Genomic DNA, 21015 nt, shown 5'->3' on the forward strand with positions numbered 1-21015 from the left:
ATGTGTAAGAACTCTATGGGAAAATGGGAGCTTAAGCGGGCGCTGAGTGACCTTGCCTATGAAAAAGAAAAAGCTAGGATTGAAGAAGCACGAAAGTATGCTAAATTGGCCAATGAAGCCAGGCGAGAGTATATCTCTACGATGTCTCCGTATGTCGGCATGAAACTTTCTGATGTCCCCATGGAGGTCCTGGAAAAGGCAGCGACGCTGCAAAAGCAGATTGATTCGGCGGACCGGAAATGGGCGAAGCTAATGGGGGTTAAACTTTGCGGGCCAAAGAAAGGCGGTGACGGAAATGGCTAAGTGGACGCACATCACGGTGTTTGACCGCCAGTATCCCGCAGATAAGCAGGCGGAGGGCATGGCGGTGCAACAGGCTGTGGCAGAAGGGCATTGTGATCAATGCGGATTTTTGGCGCGGTGTGCCGCTGATGTCTCCTTCGTTCCGCCTGTGTTTGCGTGGTGCGCCAGGCGGAAAAGCGAGATCATGGCAGGCTGGACAAAGGCAGCGGCGTCAAATAGCAAAGAGCGGCGCTGCCGCAGGCCAGAGGAGGATGACCATGCCTGACGGGCCTTTTATCGTTGTCCGCCAGCGGGCCGGGCCGCTGGTCAAGGAGTGCCGGGCGCTGCGGCCCCGGCTGTCCGCCCAGGACACCAGGGCGGACGCGCGAGACAAGAAAGAGATTCTGCGCTGTGCCCGCTCCGCTGTGTGCCACTCTACGGTGGACCGGCTGGAACTGCGGCTGGCCCTCTTTGGCTATGAGGGCAGCCACTATACCCTGACCTTTGATGACGAGCATCTACCCAGAGATTTCGCTGGTGTCCGGCGAGTGCTCCGTGCGTATCAGGCGCGGTGCAAGCGGTGGCGCCACGGCGAGCCTTACGATTGGATATATGCCATCGAGGGAAAGCACGGAAACCACCGCTGGCACGTCCACACGGTCCTGCGAGACAGCCAGTTCTCACCGGCGGAGGTGCGGTATCTCTGGCGGCAGGGCATCGTAGACGACGAGCCGGTGCTGCGGAAAGAGGGCGGATACCGGCGGCTGGCGGAGTACCTGAACAAGGAGAGCCCGGACGGCTTCTGGATACCCATCGGGCGGCATCCGTGGTCCTGCTCCCGGAGCCTGAGCCAGGGGCTTTCACCGCCGGAGAAATGGCGGGACGAGAGCGGGGTCATCCAGATCCCGGATGACGTCCTGTGGGCCAGAAGAGGCCAGCGGGAAAACGATTTTGGAGCCTACTATTACGGTACCTACATCCTGCCGAAAAACAGTGCTTTAATTTAGAATAGGTCGCGCGCACGCACGCGCGCACGTCTATCTTGAAATCTAGTGACAAATCTGACACGTTTGAAAGAAAGTGAGGCAAAACAGTTGCAAAGTGGAAAGCAACCTGTTAAACTGGTCATAAAGAACGGATGGGTGCTTTGCCCGGTGTGCGGCAAAGGGAAGATCCTGAAGGTCAATCCAGACACCACCGCCCACCACCTGCCGCGGCTATGCAAGCGGTGTGGACAGGAAACCATCGTGAATATCGAAGCGCCTGAGCCAGCGTCCAAAGAGACCAGCGCCTGAGCCATGAAACATCCCAAGCGGGTGTGGAAGGCTCAGGCGCTTTTTGTTTTGCCCGGAGGTGATAGCCCGTGGCCATGAAGCCGCTCCGGCCCTGCCGGCACCCTGGATGCACCGTCCTGGTGCGCGACGGCTACTGCGAGGCCCACCGGCCGCGCCGCACCGGCGACCGCAGCGCGGAGGCCCAGTCCTGGCGCTGGATGTACCAGACGTCGGAGTGGGCGCAGCTGCGGGGCGGCCAGCTCCTGCGGGAGCCATTCTGCCGGGAGTGCGCCCGGAGGGGCCTGCGGGTGCGAGCCACCGACGTGGACCACATCCGGGACCACAAGGGCGACTGGCGGATCTTTACCGACCCGGCCAACCTGGAGAGCCTGTGCCACTCCTGCCACAGCCGCAAGACCGCCGCGGAGCTGTGGCAAAACCGCACGGCAAACCGGCGGCGGTGAGGGGTGGAAGCGGTCCGGCTTTGGGCGCTCGGGCGCGGCGCAGGCCATGCGCGGGCGCCTTGGCGGGGATCTTTGCGGACCCTCCCCGGGGTCAAAAAAGTTTTGGCCGGGCGGCAAAATACCGCAGCCTGGGGTAGACGCAGAAAGTTTTCCCCACAGGGGATTTTCGGAGGCGCTCCGGCGTGGTCCCCGGCTTTGCGGCCGGGCATGGTTTCCCTCCTGCCCTGCGCCTTGCGGCTTTGCCGCAGGGCCAGGGAGCGCGCCGGAACCACCAGAGACATCAAACAGCGCGGCCTTCTGCCGGGCGGCTCGCCAGACCGCCCGCACCCCCTTCTCTCACCGGGCGCCCGGCTTCGGCCGGGCCTCCCGGCAGAGGGCCGTGAGAAAGGAGACAGTCATGCCGGGAAAGCGGCAGCCCACCGCACTGGTGGAGGCCAATGGAAGAAAACATCTGACGGAAGCGGAGAAGGACCAGCGCCGGGACCAGGAGGTCCACGTGCCGCCGCCGGACAGGGCGGCGCCGCCCCGGTGGCTTCCCAAGCGGCTCCACCGGGAATTTGAGGAGATCGGCGAGATCCTGCTGGCAGCCGGCCTGTACGCCGAGTTGGACCGGGACGTGCTGGGCCAATATTTCCTGGCCCGGGAACGGTGGCTGAAAGCGGATAAGAAAGCCGCGGCGGCCATCCGGGCCGACGACGAAAAGCTGGCCAGGGAGTGGACCAGCGTGCAGGGGACCTATTTCAAGCAGGCCCGCCAGTGCGCCGAGGTCATGGGCCTGTCGGTCACCAGCCGTTGCCGCATCGTGGTGCCGGCGGCGGTGGTCAACGCGGCAGGGGCGGCCTCGGAGGCTGGAGACGATGAATTTACACAGCGGCTCCGGGCCAGGCAGGCGGCCGCTATGGATGTGTGACATATGCCAGTTCTTGCGGAGGCCTATATCGACCAGGCGGCGGGCGCTTTTGTGTGCGACTTTGTGGAGCGGCTGCCCCGGACCTCAGACAGCCAGCCCCTGCGGCTGTTCCCCTGGCAGCGGGAGGTGCTGAGCGAGTTTTACAGCACCATGGAGGCCGACGGGGACACCGGGGAGCGGCTGCGGAAATACTGGTATCTCTATCTGGAGATCCCCAAGAAGAACGGCAAGAGCGAGCTGGCGGCGGCCCTGGGGCTGTACCACCTGTTTGGCGACGGAGAGTTAAATGCCGAGGTCTACGTCTGCGCGGCGGACAAGGACAACGCCTCCATCGTGTTCAACGCGGCGGTGTTTATGGTCCAGACCGCCCCCTGGACCGCCAAGATGGTGGCCCGGGGCGAGCTGAAGATCCAGGAGTCCCAGAAGAAGATCGTCTACCGCCGGCGGGTCCGCACCGGCAACGGCGGCTTTAAGTGGGTCAGCGTGGGCGTGATGAAGGTGCTGTCTGCCGAGGCGTACAGCAAGCACGGCTACAAGCCCAGCTGCGTGATCTTTGACGAGCTCCACGCCCAGCCCAACCGGGATCTGTGGGACGTGATGACCGGCCAGGCCGGCGACAGCCGGAGGCAGCCGGTGTGGATCGTGCTGACCACCGCGGGCGACGACCCGGACCGCGGCTCCATTGGCTGGGAGATCCACCAGCAGGCGGTGGCCATCCGGGACGCCCGGCAGCTCCGGCGCATCCGGGCCGAGGGTGGCGATGTGCGGCAGGTGCTCTCCCTGCGCCATGTGGAGGAGGCGGACCTGCCGGCGGCAGAGGAAGCGCTGCTGGACCGGGACCTGCCCAACTGGCTGCCGGTGCTGTACGGCCTGACGGCCATGTTCGGCGACGACCCGGACGACCTGGCTAAGATGGATATCTACGACGAGCGGATCTGGTATCTGTGCAACCCCTCTCTGGGTCTGAACCTGTCCCTGCGGAAGGTGCGGGCGGCGGCCAGGGATGCCAAATTGAACGAGGCCAACGAGAAGCTGTTCCGATGGCTGCGGCTGAACCAGTGGATCGCTGTGAAGGCCGTGTCGTGGATCTCCCTGACGCTGTACGACAAGTGCCAGTGGGGCCCCAGCAAAAAGGCGGAACGGGAAGCCTGGCTGGAGCAGCTGAGGGGGAAGCTGTGCTACGGCGGTGTGGACCTCTCCACCAGCCGGGACATGACGGCCTTTGTGCTGCTGTTCCCGCCCCAGCCGGGGCTGGATACGGCGGTGCTGCTGCCCACCATCTGGCGGCCGGGCGGCACCGTTTTGGAGGCGGAAAAACGGGACCACGTCCCATACAGGGACTGGGAGCGGGCCGGCTTCCTGCGGCTGTGCGATGGGGACACCATCGACTATGACGAGATCGAGACGGAGATCAAGCGGGCGGCGGAGATCTACGATCTGAAGCTGGTGGGCTTCGACCCCTATCTGAGCCGGACCATCACCCAGCGGCTGACGCCCCATGTCAACGTCATCGAGATCCCCCAGGACCTGAAGAACATGAGCCCCGCCATGAAGGAGATCGACATGCTGATGGCCAAGCGGGAGCTGCTGCATGTGCATAACACCTGCTTCCGGTGGACCTTTGGCAATGTGCGGTGCTACGAGGACGGCAACGGGAACCTGAAGCCCCAGAAGCACCGCTCCACCGGCCGCATCGACCCCGCCGTGGCCTCCATCATCGCGGTGGCGGTGTGGATGATCGCGAGAAACCAGAAGCCGGACCTGGCGGAGGTCATGCGGACACGGGACTATCATTTGTGACGCCGGGAGGCGGAAAGGAGTTTTATGAAACAGCTTGTGAACGGATTTGTGGCCCATTTGCCGGAGGTGACGCTTCTGGCGGGAGCCGCCGCTGTGGCGGTGGGCGTGGGGATGCTGTGTCTGCCGGCGGGGGTGATCACCGGCGGCGTACTGGCCATGGCCGGAGCGGTGTTCTCCATCTGGGGGGCAGGTGACGGCAAGTGAGTCTGCGGAACGGCCTGGTCAGAGCCGGGCGGACACTGGACAGTCCCCGGAAGAGCCTGTGCGGCGTGATGCGGACGCTGACGCTGGACGATCCCGCCGGATGGCTGACGGGTGACAGCGCCGTGGGCATGAGCCGGGACCGGGCAATGAAGATCTCCACGGTGAACCGGTGCGTGGAGGTGCTGTCCAACAGCATGGCGGTGCTGCCGGTGTACATCATGAACGAGGGGACCAAGCAGCGGCTGCCGGAGCACCATTTGGGCCGGGTCCTGTGGGGCCGGTCCAACGAGGCCATGACCACCTTCGACTACCAGCGGCTGATGCTGTGCAACGAACTGCTGCGGGGGAACGCCTATGCGTGGATCTATCGAGATCCCAGCTCCGGCCATCCTCGGGAGCTGATCCCCCTGCCGCCGGACTATGTGTCCATCCATGTGGACACGGCGGGGCATCTCTGGTACTTCTTTACCCACCCCGTCACAGGGGAGACGACCATGCTCCGGCCGGATGATGTGCTGCACTACAAGGCGTACAGCGAGGACGGCATCGAGGGCGTGAGCGTGCTGCGGCGGGCGTCCATGACGCTGGACACGGCCAGGGCGGCCCAGCAGTATGAGAACAGTACCTGGCGGAGCGGCGGCCAGCCCTCCGGCATCCTGACCACGGAGAGCGACCTGGGCAGGGCCATCGAGGTGGTGCAGCCGGACGGCACCAAGGTCCTGATGGACCCCAAGGAACGGCTGCGGCAGTCCTGGGAATCCTGCCACCGGGGGGCGGGAAACGCCTTCCGTGTGGCCGTGCTGGACATGGGTTTGAAGTATCAGCCCATCAGCATGACGAACTCCGACGCCCAGTTTGTGGAGAGCAGCGAGATCCGGGTCGCGGATGTGTGCCGCTTCTTCGGCGTGCCGCTGCACCTGGCCTTTGCCGGAAAGCAGAGCTACGAATCCAATGAGCAAAACGGCATTGAGTTCGTCAACTACACTCTGCTGGCTTATGAAACGCAGTGGGGCCAGGAGGATACCTACAAGCTCCTTCTGCCCGGTGAGCGGGACCAGGGCTTTCGGATCAAACGGGAGCTGAAGGTGTTCCTGAAGGGCGACACCGCGGCCCAGTCGGCCTGGTACCGGACCATGCGGGAGATCAGCTGCTTGAACGCCGACGAGATCCGGGCGCTGGAGGACATGGGAGAGATCCCGGGCGGCGATCAGTATTACGCCAACTGGGGCTTCGGACCCCTGGAGGACTGGGCGCGGCTGAGCGTGCTGCGGGCCCTGGGAGGACAGACAGGCGCTAATGCGCCGGGAGGAAACGAGAATGGCGAATGAGATCTTGAAAGCCGCCCATGTGGAAAAACAGGCGGCAAACGACGGGGAGCTGGCGCTCATCAACCGCCAGACGCTGCGGGCGCTGACGGCGGAGGAGGTCTACACTTTTCGGCTGGCGGCCTGTGACAACCAGGTGGACCGGGACAGTGAGCGGTTCACCGAGGCCACGCTGGAGGGCCTGGCCTCCCTGTTCGTGGGAAAGCCCGTCCTGATGGACCACCTCTGGAGCGCGGGGACGCAGACGGCTCGGGTCTATGCCGGAAGCGTTGAGGCCTCCGGCGGCGTCAAGCGCCTGGTCCTGCGGTGCTACATGCCCCGGACGGAGAAAACGGCGGAGACCATCACCGCCATCGAAACCGGCATTCTGCGGGAGTGCAGCGTTGGCTGCGCGGTGGAGCGGGTCATCTGCTCCATCTGCGGCGCGAACCAGACGGAGACGTGCTGCCGGCACAGGCCGGGCCGGGAATACGACGGCCAGGTGTGCCACATGGACCTGGACGGCGCCAGGGACGCCTATGAGGTCTCCCTGGTGGCGGTCCCGGCTCAGGCGGAGGCCGGCATCGTGAAAAGCAAGCGGTACGGCGGCAAGGAGGCCCCGGAGGTCCCGGAAGAGTCCGGGGATGATGAAGAACTGAAAATGGCCCAGGCCATTCAGGAACAAGAAGAAAAACGATATGGAGGTATGTGAAAGATGACGTATCAGGAACTGCTGGAGCTGAAAAGCAAGCGCGCCCTGAAGCTGGCCGAGGGCAAGGATCTGCTGGCCAAGAAGGATTTTGAGGCCCACAAGACCCTGATGGGGGATGTGGAGAAGATGAATACGGAGATCGACGCCGCTGAAAAGCAGCTGGCCGAGGAGGGCCGGTTTGCCGACGGCGACGACAAGCTGAAGGGCCTGTATGCTGAGTTCAAGGCCCGCCAGGAGGAGAAGGCCAAGGGCAAGAAGGTGGACGATATCCGCAGGACCAACGAGTATGCGGAGACCTTTGCCAAGGCCCTGCGGAACGGCGTGAAGGTGAAGCAGGTGTGGGGAAGCGAGGAGTACGGTATCCTGGGCAAGGCCCTGACGGAGACCGGCGGCACGCCGGAGGGCTCTGACGGCGGCTTCCTGGTGCCCGCCGAATTTGACAACATGATCCACGAGTACGAGAAGGAGTACGTGGATCTGGCGCAGTTCTTCACGGTGGAGAGTGTCCGCAGCCTCAGCGGCTGGCGTGCCGTGGAGCAGGGCAAGCGGAAGCCCCTGCCCAAGATTGCGGAGATGGGCAACATCGGCAAGGATGACCAGCCCAAGTTCAGCAAGGTGACCTACACCGTGGAGAAGTACGGTGACCGGCTGCCGGTGTCCTCCGAGCTGATGGAGGACAACACCGCCGGCCTGCTCCAGTATCTGGCGGGCTGGTTTGCCCCCAAGTACATCCTGACCAAGAATACCCTGCTGCTGAGCCTGCTGACCGGCCTGGCCACGGAGATCTCTCTGGCCGCGGGCACCGAGGCCAAGCAGCTGCGGAAGGCCCTCATCAAGAATCTGAACACCGCCCACAGCATGGCGGCCGTGCTGCTGACCAACCAGGACGGCTATGCGGAGATGGACGGCTGGGAGGACAAGAACGGCCGGGGCCTGCTGGTGCCCAATCCCGCGGACCCCAACGTGTACCGCATGATGGGCCGCCGGGTAGTCTACGCAGACAACGACCTGATCCCCAATGAGACCTCCAAGACGCCCATCTATGCGGGCAATTTCAAAGCCCTGGGCACGCTGTTCGTCCGCAAGGGCATTGAAGTGGCGGCCACCGACGTGGGCGGCGACGCCTGGGCCACGGACAGCTATGAGATCCGCGGCCTGTGCCGCCTGGCCGCTGTCACTATGGACGAAAAGGCCGCCTTCAAGGCGACCATCGGCACCGGCGCCGCCGGTTGATGGGAGGTATTGGAATGGGTAAGAAGAAAACCACCGCTCCTGCACCGGAGACCGTGAACGTGGCGCCGCCCCAGGCCAAGACAGACGCAGAACTGCCCGCGGCGGCTGAGGGCGTTGCTGTGGAGGATATCTTCCCCGAAGGGGCGGACGCCGGCGAGCTGGTCATGGTGGTTCCCGCCAGCGGCCTGAACCTGCGGGAGGGCCCCGGCGTGAACTTCCCTGTCGCGGAGGTGCTGCCGGAGGCCGCTGTGCTGGCGGTGCAGCCCCTGCCCTGCGGCGCGGAGGTGCCCGGCTGGGCGCTGGTCCACACCGGAGCGCGTACTGGCTGGGTAGACAGCCGGTACATCCAGGCTTTGACGCTGGCGGAGGGCTGAGCCATGGCGGAGCTGACGGAGGTTCGGCAGGCGGAGCTGATGGCCTACTGCCGTATCGACGAGCTGGGGCCGGGAGAGGATACCCTGCTGGCCGCGCTGTACAGCAGCGCGGTGGGCTATATGACCCAGGCTGGTGTCAGTGAACCGGCGGCGGGAACGGACCGGCGGTGCCAGTATGACCTGTGTGTGAACTATCTGGTCCTGGACGGTTACGACCGGCGGGAGGTAACGATCACGGGAACCATCGTTGCGGCAAATCCTGTTTTCCGCCAGCTGCTGAACCAGCTGAAATTCACGGAGCCGGTGCCCGAATCGGGCACATAAGGAGGCAGTCATGGAAGTCAACGCCGGAAAGCTGAACAAGCGCATCCAGATCCTGCGGTACACGGAGACGCGGAACGGGGCCGGGTATCTGGCCCCGGCCGCGGAGCCGGAGGTGGTACACAGCTGCTGGGCACAGTTCTCCCGGACCTCCGGCACGGAGGCCCAGAAGCAGGGAGCGGATCTGGGCGAGGTGAAAGCCCGCTTTCTGATCCGCTGCACCCGGAAGCCCATCGACCGAAAGATGTTTGTCCGGTACCGGGGCGGCGACTACGAGATCCAGTACATCAACGACTACGGAGACAGCCACGAATACATCGAGCTCTGGTGCCAGTGGCGGAGCCTGGAGGGAAGGCCATGAGCTTGAATGAGACGATCATCACGGCGCTGTCGCCGCTGGGATATCCGGTAAGGCCGGACCGATACAAGGGAGATGAGCCGGTATACCTGACATTCAACTACAATAGGCAGTGCAGGCTGTTTGCCAATGATATGCCGCAGTTTGACATCTGCTTTGTGCAGGTCCATCTCTTTGCGCCCTGTGGCTGGGACAGCGAAGCGGTCCGGCTGGAGATCAAGCAGAAGTTATTTGCGGCGGGATTCACCTGGCCCGAGGAAACGGACGCCGGAAGCGGTGATGAGACATTGGACCCGGAGGGACAGCACATCGTTTTCGAGTGCGAGATCGGGGAAGGGGTGGAAGTGGATGGCTAAATTGGATCTGGGCGATTGGGACGGCCTGATGCTGGACCTGGAAGAGATCGCCGACCTTCCTGACGATGTTGCGGAAGAAATGCTGGATGCGGAGGCGGATATCGTACTTGCGGCCCAACGCAGCGAGGCTGAAAAGCTAGGCATGTATACCGGTTACGACACGCACAACAATACCCGGGATACATCTCCCACCAACTCGCTGCCGGGGCAGACCAGGAAGTATTCCACCAAAGAGCTTGCAAAATCCATCAAAAAGGGGAAGATGCAGGTCGATGGCGGAAAGCGGTCTAAACACATCTATTTTTCCGGCAGCCGCAAACGCGGCAAAAACAGAACAAAAAACTCCGAAATCGCATTTTTCAATGAGTTCGGCACCCGAACTATCAACGCCCGAAATTTTATCTGGGTAGCCAACGAAAAGTCCGCAGGCGCGGCTGTGCAGGCGGCGGCAGAAGTCTATGACAAATTCTTGAAATCAAAAAATCTGTAAACGGAGGTTCATCACATGAGCAAGGTTCGGATGGGGTGCAAGTATCCCAGATTTGCGGCAATCGCTGCTGAGACGCCCACCACACGGCCCACCTACGACAGCAAGATCACCGATATCGGCGAGGCCATTGCGGCAAACCTGACGATCAATTATGCGACCGGAGAGCTGTACAGCAATGACGCACTGAACATCAAAGCGGAGGAGTTCGCCAGCGGCACCATCGCCATGGAGACCGACGGCCTGGAAAGCGAAGTGTACGCGGCACTGTTCGGCGCGAAGCTGGACGCGGAAAGTAAAGAGGTCTCCCATTCCGCAGAGGATGTGGCGCCCTGCGGTGGCCTTGGCTATTACACCCGCATGATGGACAAGACGAAGAAGGTCTATTATGAGGGGCACTACTTCCCCAAGGTCCAGGCAACACTGAGCGGGGCAAATGCCAGCACAAAGAGTGGCTCTATCAACTTTACCACCGCCAGCGTGAATTTCACAGTGATGCGGTGCGGGAGCGGCGAGTTCTGGGTCCATGAGGTGTTTGAGACCGAGGCGGCAGCCAAGAGCTGGGTGGACGGCTGCCTGTCTCCCGCAGTCTCTGGCTGATAATGAAAACGCGGGAGAGGGATCTCCCCTCTCCCGCTGTGAGGTAGTGCCATGAAAACAGTCAAAATCACACTGGCAGGGCAGGACTATTACCTGACTTTCAACGGGGTAGCCATGTTTGCCCTAGAAGACGTGTTCGGCGGCAATAACGCCTATTTCGAAAAGTCCGCCGTTCCAGGGCGGGAGGGCTTCGAGGCGGTCTGCAAGGCGGCGGCGATCCTGGCGGAGCAGGGGGAGCTGGCGCGGCGGGCCCTGGGCTATGACAAAGGCCCCATCCCTACAGAGGAGCATCTGATGACGTGCTCCGCGCCGGTGGACCTTCTGCGGCTGCGGCAGGCGAACCTTGCCGCAATCGTGGCCGGATACGGCAGAGAAGTGGAATCCGATGGACCTGTGGATCTGGAGCTGCTGGAGCTGGATCGAAAGCGGGGAAAAGACTGACCCGGGCACATTATCTGCGCATGGCCTCCTGCCTGGGTCTGGATGCGATGGAGGCCATGCGGATGTGTCCGGGTCTGGTGTTTGATATGTGGGAGCTGTACACGGCAAAAAGGGAAACCGAGTGAATCTCTTCAGATCTCCCAGCCGCGCTTATGCATGGTGGTGCAGATAAAGCGATACAGTTCGTTTGTTGTCATGCCATAGCAATTCCGAGCGTATAGCGTATCTCTGGCATAAAATGACCAATTTGTATTCTTTCGCTGCTCTGGAGACATTTGCTCGATCTCCGCAACGACCTGCCGCTTGAGGCTCTTGATGCGTTTCTTCTTTTGATATTCCATGCGTGGGACACGGAAGAGCTTTGGGAACAAAGGCGTGCGGATGATGATCGCATTGAGGATCCAGCAAAATGCGAAAAAGAGCAGCCACGGCAGAACCGGTCCACACTCCAGCAGCGGTACCCACATCATGCATCCCTCCTCAATTTTTCTGCTATCCGTAGATATTATATCATCAAAGTTCAGGCCGCGCAACAGGAAATGGAGGCTCTATGGCCGTAAGAACGATCAGTACGAAACTTGCCATTGAGGGCGAGAGCGAATACAGGCAGTCTATCGCCAACATCAACAATTCTCTGCGGACAGTGAAGTCGGAGCTCACGCTTGTAAACAGCCAGTTCCGAAACAACGCAAACAGCCAGGCCGCGCTGACGGCCAAGGGCAAAGTCCTTGCCGAACAGCTGGAGATCCAAAAAACAAAGCTGGACGAGACGAAGGAGGCGCTGGAGAACGCCAGGAAGGCGCAGGCGCAGTATGCGGAGACCGTGGCCGATTACGGCGCCAAGATCGCCGCGGCCAAGGACCGGCTGGCGAGCCTGAAATCCGGCGCCGGTGATACCGCAGAGGAACAGGCGCAGCTCAACGCGGCACTGGAGGACTACCGGGAGAAGCAAGCGGAGGCTCAGAAATATCTGAACGCCGCGCAGAAGGGCGTGGAAGAGTGGCGGCGCTCGGTCAATTACGCCCAGCGGGATATCAATAACCTGAATGGGAAAATCGAAGAGAACAACGAATATCTTCAGGAAGCGGAGACTTCCGCAGATCACTGCGCCACCTCCATCGACCGATACGGGAAAAGGACCAACCAGGCTGCCCAGGAGTTGAAAAACGCAAACGAAGTCATGAACGCCTTGGCTGCAGCCCTTGCGGCTGCCGGTATTACTCGCGGCCTGCGTGAGATCGTGGGAGCCGTCAAGGGCTGTGTGGATGCTTCCCTGGAGTTTGAAAGCGCCATGGCGGGCGTTTCCAAGACCGTGGACGGTACGCCGGAACAGCTGGCGGCTATTCGAGACGGCATCAGGCAGATGTCCACGGAGATCCCGGCTACCACCACGGAGATCGCTGCCGTAGCTGAAGCAGCCGGACAGCTGGGGATTGCCTCGGAGGACGTGCTGGCATTCTCCCGGGTCATGCTGGACTTGGGAGAGAGTACCAATTTGAGCGCGGATGAGGCCGCTACGGCTCTGGCCAGGTTTTCCAATATCGCCGGAACATCAGCGGCAGACTATGACCGGCTGGGCAGCGTCATTGTGGGCCTGGGCAACCATTTCGCCACCACGGAGGCGGAGATCACGGAAATGGCGACCCGCCTTGCCTCCTCCGGGACCCTGGCGGGTCTGACGGAGGCAGAGATCATGGCGCTTGCTGCCGCTATGTCCTCCGTGGGTATCGAGGCGGAAGCGGGCGGCACAGCCATGACCCAGACGCTGGCGGCCATAGAAAAGGCAGTAACCTCCGGCGGAGACGATTTGGAGGAATTTGCCCGCATTTCCGGTATGGCCGCCGCCGAGTTTTCCGTGGCATGGAAAAATAATGCAATCACCGCCATCCAGGCATTTATATCCGGCCTGGGCAAGCTGGGTGAGCAGGGGGAGAGCGCCACGCTGGCGCTGGATGAGCTGGGGCTTTCCGGTATCCGGCAGAGCAACATGCTAAAATCCCTGGCGCTGGCTTCTGACACCCTGACGGGCGCTGTGACCCTCGCAAATCAGGCGTGGGCAGAAAACACCGCCTTGGCTGACGAGGCCAACAAGCGGTATGAGACCACCGAGAGCAAGCTGGCTATGTGCGCCAACGCCTTTGACAACACAAAAGCAGCTATTGGCGATGCTCTGGCTCCGGCGCTGCGGGACGCGGCGGAAGCCGGGATAGACGCGTTTGCCTGGTCGGCGGAGTTCATTGAGGAAAATCCGTGGCTGGTGCAGGCACTGTCAGGCGTGACAGCCGGTGTTGCACTGCTGACAGCAGGCGTTACGGCGTATACGGCAATAACCAGGTACGGAAGCATCGTCACAAACGCATTCAGCGCTGCCTTAAAGAACTGCCCTGCTATTTTTGCCGCATCCGCTATGGTCGGTCTTATTGCAGTGGTCGGTACGTATGCTGCCGCAGCAGGAGAGGCCAGCGAGGAAAACCGGGAATTGCTTGACGGACTTGAGGAATCCCGAAAGGCATTTGAAGAGACTGCGGAAGGGATCCAAAAGGAATCAGACAGCGTCCTGGCGTCCGTCACGGCCCTGGAGAGCCTAGCGGCGGTAGAGGTCAAGTCTGCGGCCCAGAAGCAGGCCATGGCGGACATGGTGGCCCAGTTGAATCAGACGGTCCCGGAGCTGTCCCTGGCCTATGACGAGCTGAACGACAGCCTGAGCATGACCGCCGAGGACATCCGGGCGGTAGCCCAGGCCCAGGCGGAGCAGCAGCTTCGGGAGGCGGAGATCCAGCGCCTGACGGAGCTGTATGTGGAGCAGGCGCAGATCGCCACCGACCTGGCCGCGGCAGAACGCCAGATGGAGGAGGCGCAGGCCGCGCTGGCTGCCGCCCAGGAGGCAGGTATCTACGGGGCCGCCGGGTATGAGGCGGAGACCGAGGGACTGCTGGGGGCGATGCTGGACGCAAAGAAATCCGTGGACGAACTGACGGCGGCACAGGGCGAGAATCAGATGTCTCTGGAGGCCATGGAGGGCAAGTACGACGACGCCCAGGCAGCCATTGAGGACGCCGGAGAGACGGCCAAGACCGTCGCTGAGCGGATCGCGGAATTGACGGAGGGTCTTGAAGACCTTTCAGATGGAACGAAGGGTTTGGTGTCCGAATTGGACACGCTGTCCGGCGCATTACAGGAACAGCAGGAAAAAGGGAGCCTATCCCTGAACACCACGCTGGCCCTGATCGACGCTGGATATGCCGCAGCATTGTCCATCAACGAGGAAACTGGGGCCGTCACGCTGAACAAAGACGCATATATCGAGATCGCCAAAGCAAAACTGGACGAGCAGATCGCCTCGCTTCAGACACAGCAGACCAGCGTTGATACGGCCATCCAGCTGAAGCAGGAGGCCATGGCTGCCCTGACGGATGCCTGGGCCTATGCTGAGCTGAAAGCGGCCAAAGACGAGCTGGAGGGCTTGAAGGGACAGTCCAAGGCCTATGAGGCGCAGATCGCCGCCCTGCAGAAGCTGAAAGACAGTCTGGGAAGCGTCACCACCGCGGCCAAAGCCAGCGCTTCCGCATCGAAACAGGCCCAGACGCAGGCGCAGAAAGACCTGGCTGCATACCAGGAGCTGAAGGCGGCGCTGGACCATGAGAAGGCCATGGACCTGGTCAGCGAGCGGGAATATTACACGAAGCTGAAGGAGTACCGTGACCAGTACCTGACTGACGAGGACAACCTGAGCACATACCGGCAGATCACAGAACAGATCTACAGCTATGATAAGTCTCTAGTGGACGAGGAGGCTGCCCTGTGGGAGGAGGCCACGGAGAACCTTGTCAGCGAGCTGGAGGACCGGATCGCGTCTATTCAAAAAGCCCAGGATAAGATGGCTCAGACCCTGGCGGGCTATGGAGACCTGTTTGCCATCGAGGAAGACAGGATGTCCCTGGGAAACCTTCAGGACCAGATCGACGCCATCAACGCCTACGAGGAGGCCCTGACCGGTCTGAAAGACCGGGGCATCTCCGACAGCCTCATGGGCGAGGTGCTGGCAATGGACGTGGACGAGGCCACGGAGTACGCCAGGCAGCTGATCTCCATGACGGAGGGCCAGTGGGACGAGTACAACGCCCTCTGGGAAGAGAAGCGGCAGCGGGCCGTTGAAGTGGCGCAGAAGTTCTACCAAGATCAGCTGGACGCCTTGCGGACAGAGTATGACGACAAGCTGGGAGAGGCCCTGAGCGGACTGACTGACACGGCCTATACCAGCGGCGTGGACACAGCTCAGGGGCTGATCGACGGTTTGGCTGCCAAGGAATCCACGCTGTATGCCAAGGCAAAGACCATAGCTGATGAGGTATCCCGCATCCTATCTGAAGCGTATGCCGCATCCGGAAACGTGGATGGTTCCCACGCGGCGGGCCTTGCCTATGTGCCCTACGACGGTTATCTTGCGGAGCTGCATCAGGGAGAGCGGGTCCTGACAGCGGCGGAGGCAAGGAATTATATTGCCCGGTCCATGCCAAAGACCTATGATCCTCCAAATGACAGCAGTACACAGCAAGTATTTGGCAGTATGCTCGCTCAGGCGGTAAATGCTGTAGCTACGCTGAACAGTGGACAGGAGGGCCGTTTTCCGGAAGAGATCGTGCTTAAATTAGAATCTGATGACGGTACGGCCTTTGGCCGCTGGATGGTGCCCTTTGTGCACAGAGAGAACAAATCCAATCCTGAGGTGGTGAGCGACAAGCTATGAGTATGCCTATACAACTGATTATCAACGATATCCTGATCCCCACGACTACTCATGACCGGTATCAGTGCTATGAGGAGGAACTGAAGGTGCAGCTGACCATGATCTCCGGCCGGATGGTGGAGGAGGTCCGAGGGGTCGTCCAGAAGATCGTGTATTCCTACGACTACATGGAGGATGACAAATGTCGGGAGGTCCTGGGAGTCCTCCGGGCCAAGGGAACGAAGACGGTGGCGTATCTGCCGGACGACGGCAGCGAGTTAGTGACCTCTGTGTTCCTGGTGGAGAGCCTGACGCCGCCTACGCTGGCTTTTTTCCGGAACGGCGCAGCCAAGTGGCACAACCTGTCATTTGTGCTGCGGGAGGTGCGGCCCCATGCTTGAGTGCAGCGACGGCTACAGGAGCGCTATTGTGGGCGACACCCGGCGGATGTACATCAAGGCGGTGCTGGAGATCCTGGACCCGGATATCGTGTACGGCGCCGTGGACAGCAGCGGCGCGGCAGCTTGGAGCAAGCCGGCCCAGCTGACAGACAAGGAGATGGAGGCCCAGGCCCGGTATGCCACTCTGGAGCGCAACCGCTGGCTGCTGGACGGCAGCTTCCGCCTGATCCCCAACGACCCCGCGGCCCTCACCGGCCAGGTGGGCTTTGTGGGGGACGGTCTCAGCGGCGCGGACGGCAGGTTTGCCGTGCCGGTATACGTGGAGCAGCGGTTTTCCAGCGTGTCCGTGCTGCAGGCGTGCAGCGTGTACTTCTCTCAGGACGCCATCGACGGCGTGGCGGCGGACTTCACCGTGGCCGTCCGCTCCAACGGTCAGGACATCTATACTCGGGAATTTACCGGGAACACCGCCGTCTCCGTCAGCCTGGACGGCTTCACCGTCTACGACCCGGACGCTATCCGGATCACGGTGACGCGATGGTCCCTGCCGGGACGGCGGCCGCGGATCATGGAGATCGTGCCGGGGCTGTATGAGGCCTGGACGGAGGACGTTCTGGCGTCGCTGGAGATCCAGATGCGGGGCAATTTCGCCTGCCTGGCCTTGCCCTACAATACCTGCACGGTGCGGATGGACAACCTGGACCGGCGGTTTGAGCCGCGGTTCAAAAGCGGCATCTTCCGATCCATCGAGGACCGGCAGGGCATCCAGATCGCCATCGGCACGCGGCTGAAGAACGGCAGCAAGGAGTATAAGCGGGCCGGTATCTTCTACCAGACCTCCGGCGGCTTTTCCACTTCCGACAACGACATCAGCATGGAGTGGTCCCTGGTGGACATCGTGGGCCTGGTGGCGGATCGGGAGTTCATCTGGGAGGGAGATCTGCCCGCTGTCCTTTCCGGCTGGCTGGCGGCCATTGTGGGCCAGCTGGGGGCTAACTTTGCAAACCGCTGGCACGTGGACCCCGCCTATGGGGACCTGCCTGTGACAGCCAACGACCCGGCGGACGTGCTGGGGAAAAAGTGCGGGGACCTGCTGCGCTTTGCCTGCATGGCCACCGGCACCTGGCCCCGGGCGGACGCGGAGACCGGTGACCTGACGGCGGAGCCTCTGTGGAGCCAGGGCAACAAGGTGACCCTGGACGACCTGGCGAGCTACCCCACCATGCGGGACAACGACGCCCTGGCGGCCCTGATCTTCAAGCTCTACGACGGCGCCGGCACCACCGACGTGATCTCCGGCAACGCCACCAGCAGCTCCAAGACCCTGACCGTCAGCAATCCCTTCATCCACACCCACGAGCAGGCCCTGACGGCGGCCCGGCAGATCCTGAGCCAGTACGGCGGCCTCAAGCTGGAGACCACCGGCCGGGGAGATCCCGCCAGCGAGATCGGCGACGTGGACACCGTGTGGCTGGACGAGAGCAGCGCCGCCGCTGCCCGGCGGATGGAGCAGAGCTTCCACTTCTCCGGCGGCGTGCTGCAGGACTGCAAGAGCGTGCTGCTGCAGGCGGACGGCTCCTTCCTGTTCACGGAGCGGCAGGTATTTACGGAAAGCGGCGTGTGCCACATCCCGCCCGGTGTGGACCGGGCGCGGCTGGTGCTGGTACCCGGCGGCCAGGGCGGCAGCCGGGGCGCAGACGGCCACGTGGGCGGCTCCGGAAATCTGCCCGGCTCCGGCGTGTCCAGCGGCCAGGGAGACCCCGGCCTGGACGGCGCGGGCGGCAAGGTGTGGCAGGGCGTCGTCAACGTCAATCCGGACACAGACTACGCCATCCAGATCGGCCAGGGCGGCGCGCCGTCGGATGTGTTCGGCGTGCCCGGCGCGCTGGGCGGGGCCACCACCTTCGGCGTGTACTCCTCCGACAACGGCGAACTGTTCCCCTACGGCTTTTCCGACCTGGCCAGCGGCGACAGCTACGGCCGCACCGGCGTGGAAAAGCCCCTGCCGGGCACCGGAGACGGCGGCAGGGGCGGCGAAGGCGGCGAGGCCGGGCAGGGCTACTGGCGGCAGCTCTACTGGACCCAGAGCGACGTGGACAGCGGCCGGCATCCCGGCACAGCCATAGGCGGCGGCAGCATCGTGGGCCACTCCCGGGGCTGGGAATTTGTTGTCACTAAGAAGCCCGGCAAGGGCAAGCCCGGCGTGGCCGGCGCCAGCGGCCTGTGCGTGATCTCCTGGGACAAGCCCTGATGTGCCCGATTCGGGCACAAAGAAAGCCGCCCCGGTCAGGGGGCGGCGTGGGTGAGTTATTGGATGCCAAGTTGCTGTTTAAGCGCGGCCTGAAGGACGGCGGAAACATTGAGGTTGGCAACATCAGCGGCATTATTCAGCCATGCGGGCAAAGACACATTTCTGCGGACTGTTTTGTGCTCAACAGAGCGGCGGTAAGCGGCAAGGTCTACATCGACTAGAGATACAATCTCGTTTTCCTGATGTGGGATATTTACCGAGGGAACGGGAAACGCATCACCATCATCCTCTATATCCAGTCCAACGACCCCGATTGCATCACGGGCCATAGCAATGGCATCAGCCAAGTTTTTCCCTTCCGTGTTAATTTGCAGGTCTGGAACATACGCCAGGTATCCGCCCTCGTCAATCTGGGTGAATACTACGGGGTACACAACGGTCATATGGATTCCTCCTTTACTGTTTCAAGGCGGAGGGCTTATTTCAGCCCTCTCCGCCGGATAATTGCCTGTGCTAGCTGTTCTGGGATTTCGCGGTGCCGCTCTATGGCTTCTCTTTGATCTCCTTTGGCATATACATCATGATTACCGCCTGCACGTTTGAACGTCCAACCATTTTCCTCTAGAAGTTTTATCAAGTCCCGCCGCTTCATTCTCTCACCTCTTGACTATATTATACACATTTGTTGTGTATATGTCAAGGAGAAAATACACAATTTTTACACACTCTTGAAAGGCGGTATTATGAGCACATTTGATTTTACCACCCTCGTCACCGACCGGGCCGCCAAGGACGCGGAAACACTGCGGGCGGCGCTGGCCGCTGTCAACGCCGGAACGGCCTCAGCGGAGCAGCTGGCCCTGGCGGCGGCTCCCACGTCGAAGGGCGCGTACAACTATACCGACCTGAACCGGGTCACGGAGGCGTTGGAGGCGCTAAACGCGCTGCTGGCCTCCTATGGCTATGTGACGGGCTACGCGCCCATCCTGCTGCCCCGGCCCGGGCGGGTCGAGACCACCACGCAGACCGTGGTGAAACAGTTCACAGAGACCGTTACAGAGGCCAATGTGGCGTCGTATTTTGACGTTTCCAACAGCACCTACTATTTCGCTGGGGCTGACGGCGTGTGGACCAGCAGCAACGGCGGCAAACAGAGCACCACGGCCTCCACGGTGTTCACCGCAAAGCAGGCAATGGATGTTCGCTTTGCCTATTCCTATTCCAGCGAGACCAATTACGACAAATTTACCTTGAAGGTGGCGGGTACGGTAGTGGAAAACGCCGTCAGCGGCGCGACGACTTCCAAAACCTACGCCGGGACCATGGCGGCAGGGGACAAGATCGAGCTGAAATACACCAAGGACAGCTCCAATGACAAGAACGACGACAGATGCACCCTGTCCGCCCTGCAGGTGACTGTTGAAAAAGAGGTCACGGAAACCGTCATTGTTGTCATCCCAGACAGCCGGGACCCCAGGCGGTGGTATGAGGAGGACCATATGACCCCCGCCCAGGCGGAGCGGTTTCTGGGCAATGTGCTGTCGGTCTACAGCGCCATCCTGACAGCCCCGGAGCTGCCGGAGACGATGACGAAGTTGGACTACAACGGGGCCAACCAGATCGAGCGGGCGCTGGTGGCCGTCAGCGAGGCGGTGGACAAGATCGTGGCGGGCTTCTCCCGCTCCGGTTCCTTTGCCTTTTGGAGCGGGACCCGGCCTTTTCCCACGGCCAAGTCGGACCGGGGCCGGACCTGGGCGGAGCTGGACGATATGCATACCACATGGCGGAACTGGCAGGTGGCAAGCTGGTACCTGCTGCTGTATGGAAATTTGGAAGCGGAAGGAGATGTGGTCTAATGGCGTTCACGCCTTTTGTAGAGAGCGATCAGCCGACAATGGCGGCGTTTAACGAGAAGTTCCGGGAGCTTATCGCGGAGGCGGTGGGGCAGGCCCCCAAAATTGAGATGGGGTCTTATGTGGGAACAGGGACTTCTGGAAAGGAAAATCCAGTTTGTTTAACATTCAATTTTGTACCAAAACTCATTGCAATTGGAGCTTTTAAATCCTCTTCTCCCAGTCTAATACCCGCTGTCAACGGGCAGAGGGTAACACACATTGCCCATGGTGGAACATCTGGTCTGGATTATATGTATTGGACGTGGGATGAGAAAACGGCGTTTTTTTATCCCAGTGGCTCGGGCAGCTTATTCAACGTTGCTGGTGAGTCCTATTGCTATATCGGAATCGGCTAGAGGGGGTGCTATATGAAAGACCGACAAGTACAATTTCCCAGCCGGTACCGGTTGGTGAAGGTCCCTGGGACGGACGATATCTTTGACCTGACCCCGGCCCCCGGCGCTGTGGACGAGGAGGGGACGTTGGTCAACAAGTCCACGCTGTTAAAGGACGCTACGGCGGCGCTGTACGGCCTGGGAACGGAGGCCGTGCCGGATGAGGTGCTGGCGGCGCTCTCTAAGGCAGCGCTTTTAAAAACTGTCGGACATGAGCCAGTTTATCA

The 21015-nt window shown here is 61.6% G+C and carries 27 protein-coding genes; 24 read left to right on the forward strand and 3 right to left on the reverse strand.

The window, feature by feature from the left end; all coding sequences use genetic code 11:
- The first annotated feature begins 15 nt into the window (after positions 1-15).
- From Q0Z69_RS04935 to Q0Z69_RS05020, 18 genes are all read left to right on the forward strand, one after another.
- Positions 16-303, forward strand: a complete 288-nt coding sequence (locus tag Q0Z69_RS04935) for a hypothetical protein (protein WP_298030253.1) — start codon at positions 16-18, stop codon at positions 301-303.
- On the forward strand, positions 296-568 hold the full coding sequence (locus tag Q0Z69_RS04940; protein WP_298030255.1) for a hypothetical protein: 273 nt from the start codon (positions 296-298) through the stop codon (positions 566-568). The genes Q0Z69_RS04935 and Q0Z69_RS04940 overlap by 8 nt, the downstream gene beginning before the upstream one ends.
- The gene (locus Q0Z69_RS04945; RefSeq protein ID WP_298030256.1) at positions 561-1289 is read left to right on the forward strand and encodes a hypothetical protein; all 729 of its coding nucleotides are present in this window, start codon (positions 561-563) and stop codon (positions 1287-1289) included. The genes Q0Z69_RS04940 and Q0Z69_RS04945 overlap by 8 nt, the downstream gene beginning before the upstream one ends.
- 87 nt (positions 1290-1376) lie before the next feature.
- Positions 1377-1577: a cysteine-rich KTR domain-containing protein gene (locus Q0Z69_RS04950; protein ID WP_298030259.1), complete on the forward strand. Its 201-nt coding sequence runs from the start codon at positions 1377-1379 to the stop codon at positions 1575-1577.
- Positions 1578-1651: 74 nt separating this feature from the next.
- Complete coding sequence (locus Q0Z69_RS04955) at positions 1652-2020, forward strand: HNH endonuclease (RefSeq protein WP_298030327.1); 369 nt, start codon at positions 1652-1654, stop codon at positions 2018-2020.
- Positions 2021-2417: 397 nt separating this feature from the next.
- Entirely contained in the window at positions 2418-2930 is a 513-nt protein-coding gene (locus Q0Z69_RS04960) for a P27 family phage terminase small subunit (protein ID WP_298030262.1), read from the forward strand.
- 3 nt (positions 2931-2933) lie between these two features.
- The gene (locus tag Q0Z69_RS04965) at positions 2934-4730 is read left to right on the forward strand and encodes a terminase large subunit (protein WP_298030264.1); all 1797 of its coding nucleotides are present in this window, start codon (positions 2934-2936) and stop codon (positions 4728-4730) included.
- 24 nt (positions 4731-4754) lie between these two features.
- Positions 4755-4934: a hypothetical protein gene (locus tag Q0Z69_RS04970; protein WP_298030265.1), complete on the forward strand. Its 180-nt coding sequence runs from the start codon at positions 4755-4757 to the stop codon at positions 4932-4934.
- Positions 4931-6262: a phage portal protein gene (locus Q0Z69_RS04975; protein WP_298030266.1), complete on the forward strand. Its 1332-nt coding sequence runs from the start codon at positions 4931-4933 to the stop codon at positions 6260-6262. Before Q0Z69_RS04970 ends, Q0Z69_RS04975 begins: the two co-directional genes overlap by 4 nt.
- Entirely contained in the window at positions 6252-6950 is a 699-nt protein-coding gene (locus tag Q0Z69_RS04980) for a hypothetical protein (RefSeq protein ID WP_298030267.1), read from the forward strand. Before Q0Z69_RS04975 ends, Q0Z69_RS04980 begins: the two co-directional genes overlap by 11 nt.
- Before the next feature lie 3 nt (positions 6951-6953).
- On the forward strand, positions 6954-8183 hold the full coding sequence (locus Q0Z69_RS04985; protein WP_298030270.1) for a phage major capsid protein: 1230 nt from the start codon (positions 6954-6956) through the stop codon (positions 8181-8183).
- A gap of 14 nt (positions 8184-8197) precedes the next feature.
- Positions 8198-8557: an SH3 domain-containing protein gene (locus Q0Z69_RS04990; RefSeq protein ID WP_298030273.1), complete on the forward strand. Its 360-nt coding sequence runs from the start codon at positions 8198-8200 to the stop codon at positions 8555-8557.
- Positions 8558-8560: 3 nt separating this feature from the next.
- Positions 8561-8881, forward strand: coding sequence for a head-tail connector protein (locus Q0Z69_RS04995; RefSeq protein ID WP_298030275.1), 321 nt, complete (start codon positions 8561-8563; stop codon positions 8879-8881).
- 10 nt (positions 8882-8891) lie between these two features.
- Positions 8892-9239 carry a phage head closure protein gene (locus tag Q0Z69_RS05000; protein ID WP_298030277.1) on the forward strand — a complete coding sequence of 116 codons (348 nt, stop codon included), beginning with the start codon at positions 8892-8894 and terminating at the stop codon, positions 9237-9239.
- Positions 9236-9592 carry a hypothetical protein gene (locus Q0Z69_RS05005; RefSeq protein WP_298030280.1) on the forward strand — a complete coding sequence of 119 codons (357 nt, stop codon included), beginning with the start codon at positions 9236-9238 and terminating at the stop codon, positions 9590-9592. Before Q0Z69_RS05000 ends, Q0Z69_RS05005 begins: the two co-directional genes overlap by 4 nt.
- Entirely contained in the window at positions 9585-10082 is a 498-nt protein-coding gene (locus Q0Z69_RS05010) for an HK97-gp10 family putative phage morphogenesis protein (protein WP_298030282.1), read from the forward strand. The genes Q0Z69_RS05005 and Q0Z69_RS05010 overlap by 8 nt, the downstream gene beginning before the upstream one ends.
- A gap of 15 nt (positions 10083-10097) precedes the next feature.
- Complete coding sequence (locus Q0Z69_RS05015; RefSeq protein WP_298030285.1) at positions 10098-10679, forward strand: hypothetical protein; 582 nt, start codon at positions 10098-10100, stop codon at positions 10677-10679.
- Positions 10680-10730: 51 nt separating this feature from the next.
- On the forward strand, positions 10731-11120 hold the full coding sequence (locus Q0Z69_RS05020; RefSeq protein WP_298030287.1) for a hypothetical protein: 390 nt from the start codon (positions 10731-10733) through the stop codon (positions 11118-11120).
- Between the two features lie 131 nt (positions 11121-11251).
- On the opposite strand, the gene Q0Z69_RS05025 is transcribed toward Q0Z69_RS05020, so the two are convergent.
- A complete protein-coding gene (locus Q0Z69_RS05025) occupies positions 11252-11590 on the reverse strand; it encodes a hypothetical protein (protein ID WP_298030289.1) in 339 nt (112 codons plus the stop codon).
- 80 nt (positions 11591-11670) lie between these two features.
- Here Q0Z69_RS05025 and Q0Z69_RS05030 point away from each other — a divergent pair, with 80 nt between their 5' ends.
- The 3 genes from Q0Z69_RS05030 to Q0Z69_RS05040 are packed head-to-tail and all read left to right on the forward strand — an operon-like array spanning position 11671 to position 18498.
- The gene (locus tag Q0Z69_RS05030) at positions 11671-15867 is read left to right on the forward strand and encodes a phage tail tape measure protein (RefSeq protein WP_298030290.1); all 4197 of its coding nucleotides are present in this window, start codon (positions 11671-11673) and stop codon (positions 15865-15867) included.
- Between the two features lie 2 nt (positions 15868-15869).
- Complete coding sequence (locus tag Q0Z69_RS05035; protein ID WP_298030292.1) at positions 15870-16247, forward strand: hypothetical protein; 378 nt, start codon at positions 15870-15872, stop codon at positions 16245-16247.
- Positions 16240-18498: a hypothetical protein gene (locus tag Q0Z69_RS05040; RefSeq protein ID WP_298030294.1), complete on the forward strand. Its 2259-nt coding sequence runs from the start codon at positions 16240-16242 to the stop codon at positions 18496-18498. Before Q0Z69_RS05035 ends, Q0Z69_RS05040 begins: the two co-directional genes overlap by 8 nt.
- 56 nt (positions 18499-18554) lie before the next feature.
- On the opposite strand, the gene Q0Z69_RS05045 is transcribed toward Q0Z69_RS05040, so the two are convergent.
- Together Q0Z69_RS05045 and Q0Z69_RS05050 are read right to left on the reverse strand one after the other, a co-directional pair.
- Positions 18555-18941, reverse strand: coding sequence for a type II toxin-antitoxin system HicB family antitoxin (locus tag Q0Z69_RS05045; RefSeq protein ID WP_298030296.1), 387 nt, complete (start codon positions 18939-18941; stop codon positions 18555-18557).
- A 35-nt stretch (positions 18942-18976) separates the two neighbouring features.
- Positions 18977-19150, reverse strand: coding sequence for a type II toxin-antitoxin system HicA family toxin (locus Q0Z69_RS05050; protein WP_298030299.1), 174 nt, complete (start codon positions 19148-19150; stop codon positions 18977-18979).
- Between the two features lie 91 nt (positions 19151-19241).
- Here Q0Z69_RS05050 and Q0Z69_RS05055 point away from each other — a divergent pair, with 91 nt between their 5' ends.
- The 3 genes from Q0Z69_RS05055 to Q0Z69_RS05065 all read left to right on the forward strand — a co-directional run.
- Positions 19242-20354: a hypothetical protein gene (locus Q0Z69_RS05055; protein WP_298030302.1), complete on the forward strand. Its 1113-nt coding sequence runs from the start codon at positions 19242-19244 to the stop codon at positions 20352-20354.
- Positions 20354-20749 carry a hypothetical protein gene (locus Q0Z69_RS05060; protein WP_298030305.1) on the forward strand — a complete coding sequence of 132 codons (396 nt, stop codon included), beginning with the start codon at positions 20354-20356 and terminating at the stop codon, positions 20747-20749. The genes Q0Z69_RS05055 and Q0Z69_RS05060 overlap by 1 nt, the downstream gene beginning before the upstream one ends.
- Before the next feature lie 12 nt (positions 20750-20761).
- The coding region (locus Q0Z69_RS05065; RefSeq protein WP_298030308.1) for a hypothetical protein at positions 20762-21015 on the forward strand (254 nt) is incomplete at its 3' end.

It is taken from the genome of uncultured Dysosmobacter sp., from assembly GCF_947631165.1.
Taxonomy (GTDB): domain Bacteria; phylum Bacillota; class Clostridia; order Oscillospirales; family Oscillospiraceae; genus Oscillibacter.